Annotated in this window: 9 protein-coding genes; all 9 read left to right on the top strand. The window is 37.8% G+C overall.

The window, feature by feature from the left end:
* The first annotated feature begins 23 nt into the window (after positions 1-23).
* Complete coding sequence (locus HMPREF3182_RS07120) at positions 24-4,322, top strand: translocation/assembly module TamB domain-containing protein (RefSeq protein WP_062486569.1); 4,299 nt, start codon at positions 24-26, stop codon at positions 4,320-4,322.
* 17 nt (positions 4,323-4,339) lie between these two features.
* Positions 4,340-4,981, top strand: a complete 642-nt coding sequence (locus HMPREF3182_RS07115; RefSeq protein ID WP_007392648.1) for a sigma-70 family RNA polymerase sigma factor — start codon at positions 4,340-4,342, stop codon at positions 4,979-4,981.
* Positions 4,982-5,113: 132 nt separating this feature from the next.
* A complete protein-coding gene (locus HMPREF3182_RS07110; protein WP_156439322.1) occupies positions 5,114-5,674 on the top strand; it encodes a hypothetical protein in 561 nt (186 codons plus the stop codon).
* A gap of 11 nt (positions 5,675-5,685) precedes the next feature.
* Positions 5,686-7,716 (top strand): BamA/OMP85 family outer membrane protein, encoded by a 2,031-nt coding sequence (locus tag HMPREF3182_RS07105; RefSeq protein WP_062486564.1) that lies wholly within the window; start codon positions 5,686-5,688, stop codon positions 7,714-7,716.
* Between the two features lie 17 nt (positions 7,717-7,733).
* Positions 7,734-9,011, top strand: a complete 1,278-nt coding sequence (locus HMPREF3182_RS07100) for a hypothetical protein (RefSeq protein WP_156439321.1) — start codon at positions 7,734-7,736, stop codon at positions 9,009-9,011.
* A 20-nt stretch (positions 9,012-9,031) separates the two neighbouring features.
* Positions 9,032-9,517 carry an OmpH/Skp family outer membrane protein gene (locus tag HMPREF3182_RS07095; protein ID WP_062486558.1) on the top strand — a complete coding sequence of 162 codons (486 nt, stop codon included), beginning with the start codon at positions 9,032-9,034 and terminating at the stop codon, positions 9,515-9,517.
* A gap of 257 nt (positions 9,518-9,774) precedes the next feature.
* Positions 9,775-10,194, top strand: a complete 420-nt coding sequence (locus HMPREF3182_RS07090) for an OmpH/Skp family outer membrane protein (protein ID WP_007392664.1) — start codon at positions 9,775-9,777, stop codon at positions 10,192-10,194.
* Between the two features lie 14 nt (positions 10,195-10,208).
* Positions 10,209-11,234, top strand: a complete 1,026-nt coding sequence (gene lpxD / locus HMPREF3182_RS07085) for a UDP-3-O-(3-hydroxymyristoyl)glucosamine N-acyltransferase (protein WP_062486555.1) — start codon at positions 10,209-10,211, stop codon at positions 11,232-11,234.
* An 8-nt stretch (positions 11,235-11,242) separates the two neighbouring features.
* Positions 11,243-12,154: a lysophospholipid acyltransferase family protein gene (locus HMPREF3182_RS07080; protein ID WP_062486552.1), complete on the top strand. Its 912-nt coding sequence runs from the start codon at positions 11,243-11,245 to the stop codon at positions 12,152-12,154.
* The last annotated feature ends 85 nt before the right edge of the window (positions 12,155-12,239 follow it).

Genomic DNA, 12,239 nt, shown 5'->3' with positions numbered 1-12,239 from the left:
GGCAGTATAGATGGGTGACTAAGGTGAGAAAAAGACAAATTGTCATAGGTGCGGTAGGCGTAAGTGTGGTTTTGGTGCTGGGGATGTTTCAAGTGGCAAAACCGGCTATGATATACAAGGCATCTACGATCATACAGACGACAATAAATAAAAAGCTAAATGGAACATGTGGATTTGCAGCTCTTTCTATGGACTGGAGAGGGAGAATTATATTGCAACATCCATTTGTCAAAGATAATAAAGGTCGCCTCGTACTAACGAGTAATCATCTGTCTATACAAGTTAGTCCTTTTAAGATGATTCGTGTTTTACAAGGGCAAAGCATGGTAGAAGCTATTGATCTGATTGAAATACAAAAACCAGTAGTCCATGTATGGCAAGAGAAGGAAGATCATACATGGAATGTGTTGGCTTTAGTGAAAAAGGACAATCGGCCGGTTGAATCTAGGTTTGGTGGTAATGTAGTTTTTCATGATGGTACTGTACGCTTGAGATTAGCAGATGGACAACTTGTCATGATCGAAACTTGCAGTGGTACTGTGAAAAAAAATAGTAATTCGCAATGGGTTGGTTCTAGTGAAGGGACATTGCAAGGGAAAAAATTTCGTATGTTAGGTCAGTATACGAATCCCAATGTATGGCAAGGTCAGTTTCGTTGCGATGAAATTGATGCTCCGTGGATAAATTATGTGTTTAGTGCTAAGCAGCTGTCAGGCGTTATCGAGCAGGGAAAGTTACAGCAGATACAGTTGGGGATAACAAAGAAAAATGGGCCTATGCAAATTCGAGGAGAAGTAGATTTGCAACATCTTCAAGGCGTTATAAAAAATATACGTTTTGCAAAAAGCCAGGGACACATTGTTTTTAATACGAAGGAAATTAAATTACAACGTATTCAAGGGTTGATAAATGGACAGGATTTTCAAATTGCAGGAAAAATCAATTTTTCAGGGACCTCACCAACGGTACAAATGGCAATAGATCTTAGACATGCCAATATGCAAGCTTTTCATGCGTATATACCTAAGGATATACGGGGAAAGATGGATTTTTCTGGAACCGTGAATGGTTCAATTGATGATTTTCATGTGTTAGGTCGTTTAAAGATAAGGAATGGACAGTATCGACAATTACATGTGCGTCAGATGGGCATGAATATTAAAGCAGATCAGAATTATATTTCTCTTGATAATGTGCAAGCACAGATAGGAAATGGGCAGATAAAAGGTCAATTTTCTTATGCTATACAGCAAAAGAAAATAAGGGGAAAGGCCCACATATCTTCTCTTGACTTACGGCATATTCCAGAGATCCCAGCGTCTATAGAGGGAACGGTTACAGCAGCGGATGTCTTACTAAACGGAAGATTGGATTGGCACAATTTAAATGTGCAAATGGTGGGCGAAGGTACGCGGTTGAATGTTTACGGGGTACATATTCCCACGATGCGTTTTCAAGGACGATATCAGCAAGGAAAAGTTTTCATACATTCTTTACGAGCTTGTTTAGGTGACGGTTATTTGTTAGCCCATGGAGAGGTTGACATTATACATAATACGCCTAATGTATGGGTGCAGGCACAACAAATCGCAGTGCATAAATTAGGCGTTTCATTACCTATATGCATTCATGGTTTGCTTAATGGGTCGGGTCATATAGTAGGTAAATTATGGCAATGGAATGGAAATATACATGCTGAACGCGGAAGTATTGCTTCAATGAAATATGATGAAGTGGACGGCGTATTACAAGGGCAAGGAAAACAAATACACATTCCTCGTTTGGTGTGGAAATATGACGAAGGACGCCATACAATTCAAGGAGATATTAATATTCAGAATAATCGAGTAAATCTTCGTGTTGATACAACGAAAATGCGTGTAGAAGATTTATTAAAAGCTGTGCCTCAATCGTTGCCACGCATTACAGGATGGGTTAATAACCAAATGTGGATTAGGGGTACTTTAATGAATCCTCAAATAGAGGGCAATATATCCTTATGGGATGGCTCTATTAAAGGATATTTGTATCAACAAATTAAAAGTACTTATACGAGAAAAAATTCTATTTGGACACTTAAAGAAGGAAGCGGTACCGCTTATGATGCACATTTCTTATTTAAGGGTAATATAGGAAAGACATGTGATGTATCTCTAAGTGGCACGAATATAGATGTATATCGCTTGCTTAAAAAAAATGACAATATTCCTCGGGGTAAGATGGAATTACAACTTCATTTGAGGGGGGCGGTAACAGATCCGATTTTAGAAGGACGCTTTAGCGGAAAACAATTTGCTATTCGGGATACTCTTTTGACAGATATACAGGGCGATATTTATTATCATCGAAAAAAAATTGCGTTGCAGTCGTTTCAGTTTCGTCAAAAGAAGAGTACGTTTAGTTCGTGGCTCCAGTATGATATTGCAACGCAGCGGATACGCGGAGAAGGGCATGTTGAAAAGGGGAATATACCTAGCTTGATTCAATTTAGTAATGTTCCATTGCAACATATCACTGGGCAGGTAGATGGTGATATATCTCTTGACGGTTATTTGACGCATCCTAAAATTGCCGTGAGGGGTTGGATTTCTGAAGGAAATATTGCAGGATATTCTGTAGAGCCAGCTCCTATTGATATTATGTATGATAATAAAAAGTTAGATATCAATACGTTTACATTTAAGAGTGGTCAAACTATATTTGCTGCGAAAGGGGTATATACGACAAATGGACCTGTTAACATGCAGATTGCGTTGAAAAACGTTTCTTCAAAAGCGTTGTTTTCTGTTTTGGGTAGAGATAATATTCCTCTTGTTGCCCCGATGGATGTCGTGCTAGATGTGCGGCGAAAGAATAAACGAGTGCAGGCAGATGTGTCGTTACAGATAGGTGAGGGAACTTTTAATCATATTCCTTTTAGTAAGGCATATGCCTTGGGAAATATTAAAGAAGGAAAATTAATTCTTAATCAAGTGCATGTTTCTAAGGGTAAATATCGTATTAGTGCTAATGGAATGATTCCGTTGGAAACGTTGCGTAGAACCGATTCTATGGAACCGATGTCTGTTGCGTTGAAATTGGATAATGCGAATTTAGATGCATTAACGTTTATCACTCCTTTGGTAAAATCAGCACAAGGGGATGTAAAGGGAACGCTTAATTTAGGTGGAACTGTGTCCCATCCGTTGCTGCAGGGGAATATTGCTTTTACAGATGGTATGATTCAGTTTAGAGATTTGAAATATCCGTTAACGAAGTTAACGGGAGTGCTTTCATTTAATGGACAAAAGGGAAATATGAATATATCGGGTGATATGGATAAAGAAAGCACGTCTAAGCCAGGACATCTTACGGTTATGGGTAAAGGCGCGTGGAAGGGGTGGCAGTTTACTTCTTATCAGATACAAGTTGATGCAGATCATTTGTATGTAGATAGTAAATACTATAAGGGACCGCTCCAAGGTCATATGCGTCTTGAAAATGGAAAAAATATGCCTAAATTAAGTGGAAATGTTATGTTGGAACATGTCACTATGGGTATTCCTTTAGTGGTTTCGGACAGCACCTTTACTATCCCGCTTGGGTTAGATTTCACTGTAACGGCGGGTAATGCAGTGCGGTTGTATAATTCTGCAATATATGATTTAATGATAAAGGGTACATCTACGTTTAAAGGAACAACTTTACAACCTCATGCGGTTGGAAAATTTGTCGCCCAATCTGGGTCTATTCGGTATTTAGATACCAATTTTAAGATAACGAAGGCTCAAGCTGATTTTTCACAACGTAAGTCATTGTTGCCCGTGATGGACATAGAAGGGTATAGTAAAGTTGGTCAATATGATGTTACATTGATTATGCGAGGCCCGGCAGATCAGATGGATTTGGTATTGCGTTCGAATCCACCGCTTACAAAAACACAAATTGTATCGTTGATCACATTGCGAAACAGTAATGGTAAACAGTTAAGTACTTTGGATGATACAAGTATACATCAATTATTTGATTCAGGTATTCGTATGACACTGAATAGTTTGGGTATTACACAAAAATTAGAACAGGCTTTATCATTGGATCGATTGATTGTCACGAACGGTTCATTAAATTTGAATGATCGTAATACGGATTTAAGTCGTAATTATTATAATATTGAAATGGGTAAATATGTACGGGATAATATCATGTTAACTGCTGCATTTGGCTTAAATCATAAAGATAATCGTTTAGGGGTAGAATATGATTTAATGCGGGGACTTAGTTTGAATGCTTGGAAGTCCCGTAAGTCATTATATTTAGGTGGTACATATCGTTACATGTTTTGATGTGGGAGGGAAGTTGTATGTTAACTTCATATTTAAAAGAACTCAATACGATTTCTCTTTTATCGCGAGAAGAAGAAATGCGACTTTGGAAGGCGTATAAAGAAAAAGGAGATATTGCTGCCCGAGCAAAGTTGATTGAGCAATATCAGCCATTGGTTTTTAAAGAAGTGCTCCATTTATCTATGCCGACTGAATGGCAATTAGATGCTATTCAAGAGGGTACATTGGGACTTATAGATGCGGTGGAGCGTTTTCAAATAGAAAAAGGTATTGCCTTTTCTTTGTATGCAGTGCACCGTATTCGTGGCGAAATTTTACATTATTTGCAACGCGAGGGACGACATATGTATCAATCGTTGAATGAGGAAGACGAATACGGGCATATGATCCAAGATTATATTATAGATAGTGCTAACGATGTTACTACTCAAACGGAAAATAAACTTCTTTTTGAGGATGTTATTAAATTACTTGCACGCTTACCTGAAAAAGAACAAGTCGTATTATCAGGCGTATACTTGCAAGATCGGCAACAAAAAAGTATTGCGGAAGAATTGCAAATTAGCGTGTCCTATGTATATCGTTTGCGTCAGAAAGGCATTCGGCGGATTCGAGGTATGGTGAGTCAATTGATGAGAGAGAAAAAGAAGAGTAAATGAGTATTGTCGTTGAGTAAAAAAGAGCAAATAGAATGAATGTATGGTTAATATATTCATTTTGAAACTTTTTATCTGTTGAAAAAAAGGCTTCTTTATAGGATTTTAATAACATAGTCTAGAAGGGAGCTAACTATGAAGAAGAGGGATAAAAAAATGGCGGTACATGTTCGTTCTGCACGAATTTGGTTAGAAAAAGCAGAGCGTGCTTTTGCGACTGATGCAGGGATTAAAGGGGAATTAAATTTGATGCTTGCTGAAGCGGAAATGAAAAACATGCGCAAACAAAACCAATATTATAGCAGTATAAAACGAGTATTGATAGGTTTTAGCTGTTTGTGTGTAGTAGTAGTTATTATTTATAATGGCATGTTTTTTTTGAATGAAAAAAATAATTTATCGACCTCTTCTGTACAAAAAACAACATCTGTATCTGCTTCGATAACTTCACATGAGTTAAAGGGGGAAACGAAAAAAAAGACGACGCAGACAGAACCAATTGTGTTTTCTGATGTAAAGACACATCGGGAAACAAAACATCAGCCTTCTTCTATACCAATACGGACTGCTGAGGTACAACCAGTAGTAGCATCAAAACAGGATAAAGAAGAAAAGATTTTATCAGAAAGACAAATGCAAGAAACCGTACAAGCGGCAAGAGTCAGTTTGCAACGTGCGGAAATACAAAGTGAATAATGGAGGATTTTATGAAAACATGTACGAAACAACTTTTGACGGTAATGATAACTAGTGCATTGATGGCAGGTCCTGCATGGGCAGCTAATCAAGAAATGTCAACGATGGCTCCTACGATAACACAAGCAGCGACACAGGGAGACCAGGAAAGTAATAACGCGATTATGTCACAAGTAGCAAATCAAGCGTCGGAAGTGTCAGCCCAAACAGGGTTGCGTTCTACATTTAAGGGTAAACCAGTCGGATATTTTACTGGTATTGGAGATGTTATGATTGACCAAAGCGTGCCATCTCAACCATTTGCTGTGTTACAGCCAGGTGCGGAAATGAATTTGCCTTATGGAGATGAAGTGAGTGATGCTGATATTGCTAAATATATTGGGAAAACGATTACTTCTATTCAAGTTGCCAATGTTGAGGATAAGCAATTGGAAGCGGCCTTAAAAAAACGGTTTATCTTGCAAGTAGGGGATGCAGTGCAAGCGAATTATTTACGGCATGATGTTAATATATTGGGTGCATCTGGATTGTTTGCAACGATAAAACCGACTTTTCAAGTAGTGCCAGAAGGCGTGAAGTTAATTTATGTTGTTAAACAAAATCCGAGAATTACTCGTATTTCTATTAGAGGAAATAAATCTATTCCTGCAACGAAATTGCATCAATTATTAAACATTAAACCAGGTATGACGTTAAATACGACTTTCCTCAGTAAGGATGTTGCAAATATTAATTTATTATATAATAATTGGGGATATATGATTAGCCATGTTTCCGAAGTGAAAATGAACGATTCTGGGGTATTATGTATTGGGATTTCGGAGGCCCAAATAGAAGATATTCGTATTCGTGGTAATATAAAGACGAAAGCTCATGTTATTTTACGTGAAATGCGGTTAGGTAAGGGTGATATTTTTAATAAAGAATTAGTGAGCCGTAGTATCCAACGTATTTATAATACGGGATATTTTGAAGATGTTAATGTGCGGTTATTACAAGGACAACAAGACCCACAAAATGTTATTTTGGAAATTGAAGTAGCAGAACAAAAGACAGGCTCTATTACTATCGGTGCAGGATATTCCGATGCGGATGGTTTTGTCGGAGTAATAGGCTTAAGTGAAACGAATTTGCGTGGTACGGGTGATAAAGTAAATATTAATTGGGAATTTGGTGGCAAGTCGCGTTCGAATAAGAACCACAGTTTATCATATACACATCCATGGTTAAATAAATATGGCGATTCATTAGGATTTAGTTTATATGATAGAAAGGGACAACAAACTGATTATGGTAGTGGCGGCAAGGCCATTGCTACGTATGAAAAGAAAACACGAGGATTAGGGATTACGTATGGTCGGTCACGGGGTGAATATTCGGCAGATTACTTTACTTTGGAATTAAAGAAGAGCGAATACTTGCGAGCTATTAGTGGGAAAGACTATCTTGCTGGTGATGTGAAGAGCAAACAGTTTTTAAAAAATAATTTTGGTCGTTCACATAGCTTGACATGGGCACATGTATTTGATAATCGAGATAATGTTTTTGATCCGTCACGAGGAAAACGCATCTCTTTAACATCTATTGTTACTGGATATGGATTAGGCGGTGATTTTAAGTATACAAAATTTATTGCTGAAGCACGGACATATCATAAAGTTAGCAATGGACGTGTGCTTGCCTTTCGTTTAATGGGTGGTATAGGCTTTGGCTCGGTTCCTTATAATGAATTATTTGCTTTAGGTGGAGCGGATACAATTCGTGGTTATGAAGATGATGAGTTTAGAGGCAAGAAAATGTATGCTGCAACATTGGAATACAGATATCCTATTGCAAAAAAAATTCAAGGGGTTGTGTTTGCTGACGTAGGTAATGCATGGGGTGGCACACAAGATATTGAAGGATACCAGGATGGTAATAAATTACATGCAGCAGGTGGATTAGGATTCCGCGTTACTACACCGATTGGTCCCGTTCGATTAGATTATGCATGGGGACAAAATGGAGGTAAATTCCATTTTAGCTTTGGCGGTAAATTCTAATATAATGGGGGGACAGTATGATGAAAAAAAAATGGATACCGTTATGTATGTTGTTAATGGGATTCGTTTTTCCAGTTTCGGCTGCTCCCATTACACATGTTCAGGTTACAGTGAAAACGGCACAATACACGTTGCCGCCTATTGTGCAAGCACGGATTGGGGCCAGTATTCAAACGGTAGGCAATCATGTGTTATTAAATCAAGATAGTCAGACCATTAAGGCTCAACAAGCGGCATATGTCCGTACGTTAAATGATATTGTCAATCGTGTTTTAATTGGTTATACCGTAGATGATATTTCTCTCAAACCAGGAACGGATACGCAATTGATGGTGCGTATCCGTCCTTGGAATGATACGGTTCAAAAGGTAACGCTTTCTATGGATTATGGAGCGGTTACTCCCTTAGGAAAAACTTATATTCAAGAAGATATACAATCTATAGAAGGAGTTGTCGATAATCTTTTATTGGGGCTTCCTATAGAGTCATTAGATTGGGCACAATTTACGGTTAAAGAGGTATTAGAAAAAAAAATAGCCGATATGCTACCTGAGTTTTATGCCCATATTACAATTAAACCAGGGAAAACTAGTGCTGTTACCATTTTCTTTATTCCTAAATTGCCCGTGGTGCGACAGGTTGAGGCGAATGTTGAATCAGAACATGTTCCTCAGCTTCTTTTTTTGCAGGCACAACGAAATGTGGCAAATAAATATGCTGGGTTGGAAGGATTACCTATAGATTTTATTAAACGGCATAGTATGGCGATACAAGAACAAATTTATAAAGACATGTCTGAACAAGGTGTCATTAGAAGATACAAAATTAATGTTACACCTAAGCTGTTTGTGGGGGAAAAAACGCAGATTTATTTGCAGGCTAAAACACGGATATATGATATTCGTGGATTAGTGTATATGGATATTGGTAGAACGCAGAATCAATACATAGGAGAAACAGTGTTACAAGCTCATCTTGGTAGAAAAATAGGGACACAGCATGAAGTTTTTACAGATGTGCAGTTACGCCCAGGTAATTTTACATGGAATATGAGATTAGGATATTTTTGTCAAGCCAAACGGGTGCAGTTAGGTATCCGGTATGAAACGGCAGATGAAACAGTACATGTTTTTGGGAATGTTGATTGGCAAAAACGATGGCAATGGCGCTGGGATCGTAATATGACGATGAAGCGTAATGAATGGGGATTTCGTCATCGGATGCGTAATTATTTAGGGATAGAATATGTGGTGTCATCAACGGATCATTGGATTCGTTTGTTAGGATATATGTAAAATAAAGGAGTAATGTTATTATGATGTCAGAATTAGGTAACAAAAAAAATGTAAAAGTATTTTCAGCAGCGATTGCAGTTATATTTGTTCTAAGTATTGCTGGTTTGGCAGTGATGCAAATGGGAAATCCTGTAGATGCCGCACCATCTAGTAATATAGGGGTTGTAGATATGAGTAAGGCTGTACCGCCTGATAATAAAGACATTCAAGAAGCCCAGCAGAAAATGCAACAAATCAGCTCAGATATGCAAAAACAGTTTGAACAACAATCGGCAAATATGACAGAAGAACAAAAACAAGAATTATTCCAAAAAATGCAGGCTGAATTAGCACAAAAAAATCAAGAATTAATTAAAACAGTACAAGCTAAAGTGGAAACAGCTATCGGTGATGTCGCTAAAACAAAAGGACTGAGCGTCGTTTTAGATAAGCGTGCTGTATTGTATGGAGGGACAGATATTACCGAACAAGTTGCTAAAAAAATGAGTGATACGCCAGCTAAATAAATGATGACTATCGGCAGGAAAGGGCGTGGCATAACATCCCATATAATAAGCTGAGGTTTGTTATATGGTCATTAATGAGAAGGCAATAGACAGAAAGGATAGTCATTTTTTATAAGTTGTTAGGTTGAGAGGGATTTACTTGGCGTTAGAAGAAGGAAGAAAATAATACATCTTATTGTAAAAATGTTTTTTCTCGTATAAAAGTATGGCGAATGGTAGACATTATTGCAAATTTAAGATGACAGGAGGAAGTTGGCATGAATTTGAAAATACGGAAAATCATAACAGGATTTTCGTTGGTTGTAATGGTGGGAATGATTGCTGGGTGTGGAAGTGCTGATCGTGTGGGAACGGTGGACATGAATCAGGTTATGGAAAAAGCCCCAGCAGCACAAAAGATAAAAAAAGATATTGAAAATAAAGAAAATCAGAAGCAGCAAGAGTTGATTGCGGCGAAAAGTCAACTTTCTCCTGCGGAATATCAGAAAAAAGAACAACAAGTACAGCAAGAAATGCAAATCTATGCAACGAGTATGCAACGACAATTTCAAGCACAATTAGAAAGTCAATTAGCAGGGATTGCAAAAGAAAAAAAAGTAGGAATTGTTGTATATAAAGAAGCAGCACCTCAAGGTGGTATTGATGTTACACCTGAAGTCATTGCAAAATTGCAGTAAAGGAGTTTAGAGTGGTGAAAAAAACGGTACAGGAATTGGCAGAATTTGTAGGTGGTACATATGTGGGAATGGGTAGTACTATCATTGATGATGTAAAAGGATTACAAGAGGCAGGTGGTCATGATATTACGTTTGCTGTTGATCCATATACAGAGTATTTACCACAGGTGAAAGCAGGTGCTATTATCGTTGAGCGAGAAGTTCCAGCCGGAGATAACACATTAATTATTGTAGATAATCCTCGGCTTGCTTTTTCTCAACTACTTCTTCTATTTCACCCGCGTCAAGAAATTGTAGCTGAAATTCATCCTACTGCGATTATTGATAAGACAGCTAAAATAGGAAAGAATACAGCTGTTATGCCATATGTAGTCATTGGGAGACAGGTGGAAATAGGGGATAATTGTAGCATTTATCCGTATGTGTTTTTAGGGGACAATGTTAAAATTGGAAAGGGTGCAACTATTTATCCCGGTGCTGTTATCCATGAAAATTGTCGTATTGGAGAAAATGCGGTTATTCGTGCACATGCTGTTATTGGGGGAGAGGGATTTGGATTTGCTACGAAAAATGGTAAACATATTCGTATTCCTCAAATTGGAAATGTGGATATTAGCGATGATGTAGAAATTGGAGCTTGTACTTGCATTGATAATGGGACATTGGGTTCGACATGTATTCAGCGAGGAACGAAAATAGATAATTTAGTTCATTTAGGGCATAATGTGGAAATAGGAGAAGATTGTTTTTTGATTGCTCAAACGGGTATTGCCGGTAGTACAAAAGCGGGAAATCATGTTACGTTTGCTGGGCAAACGGGATGTACTGGGCATGTTACGATTTGCGACAATGCCGTTTTTGCAGGCAAGACTGGAATTACAGGAAATATTGCTAAGGGAGGCGTATATGCGGGATTTCCAGCTCGTCCACATATGGAATGGAGTCGTACACAAGCACATATAAAGCATTTGCCTAGCTTAGTGAAAAAAATAAAGGCATTAGAAAAAAAAATACGTGAATTAGAAACAAAACACGCATAGGTGATCTTATGTATATAGCAATGAAAGTGTTAAGTTTTATTCTTTGTCATCTGTCGTATTCAGGCAGACGGCAAAGCGCACAATGGCTAGGAAGGTTATTTTGGTTATTAGTACCTCAGAAGAGAAAAAAATTGGCTCAACAACAAATTTTGAATTGTAGGTTAACATTAGATCCTATAAAAGCAATGAGGATTGCAAAAGCAAGCACGGTGCGTTTTGGCACGATGATTGTATCGGTGTTGACCTATCCTTTGTACAAGACGAAGGGATTTTCTACAAATATTGTTTGGCATGGAAAAGCGTATTTGGATGAGCAGCTAAAACAAGGAACAGGTGCAATTATTATGGCTTCTCATGCAGGAAATTGGGAAGTATTAGGGGCCGCTCTTGCGATGGAAGGATATCCGTTAATCTCGGTTGCTCAGAGGCAAAATAGTCAAGGTGCTGATAAATTTATTAATGAATATCGCCGATTGATGCGGCAGCATGTAACTTATAAAACAGGCATTCGGGATATGGTACGGTTATTACAAAGCGGGCATTATATTGGTTTGTTGATGGATCAAGATCCGGGGATGACGGGTATTCCTGTTCAGTTTTTTCAGCAAAGAACATTAACCGCAGATGGTCCAGCGAAACTAGCAAGTATAGGAAATTATCCGATTTATCCTATATTTATTACAGAACGAGCATGGAATCAATATGATATTACGATTCATCCACCTATTTTTGTATCAGAAAAATCTACACCTTTGTCGGGCAAAGCAAAAAAAGATGCTGTATATCGGGTTACACAACAATTGAATGATATATTAGAGAACCATATTAAAGCACATCCAGAAGATTGGTTTTGGTTGCATAATCGGTGGAAATGGACACGTCGGTATGATTTAAAACAAAAATATAAAAAGACTGAATGACAATGAAGATCTAAATATCGAGATATATTGGTATGATTGAAGATAAATTGACAGACAGTCTTTTTTTATTGACAGAAGGGTATAC

Origin of the sequence: Megasphaera hutchinsoni (assembly GCF_001553405.1) — a bacterium.
Classification (GTDB): Bacteria; Bacillota; Negativicutes; order Veillonellales; family Megasphaeraceae; genus Megasphaera; species Megasphaera hutchinsoni.
This window is presented reverse-complemented; position numbering and strand designations above follow the sequence as displayed.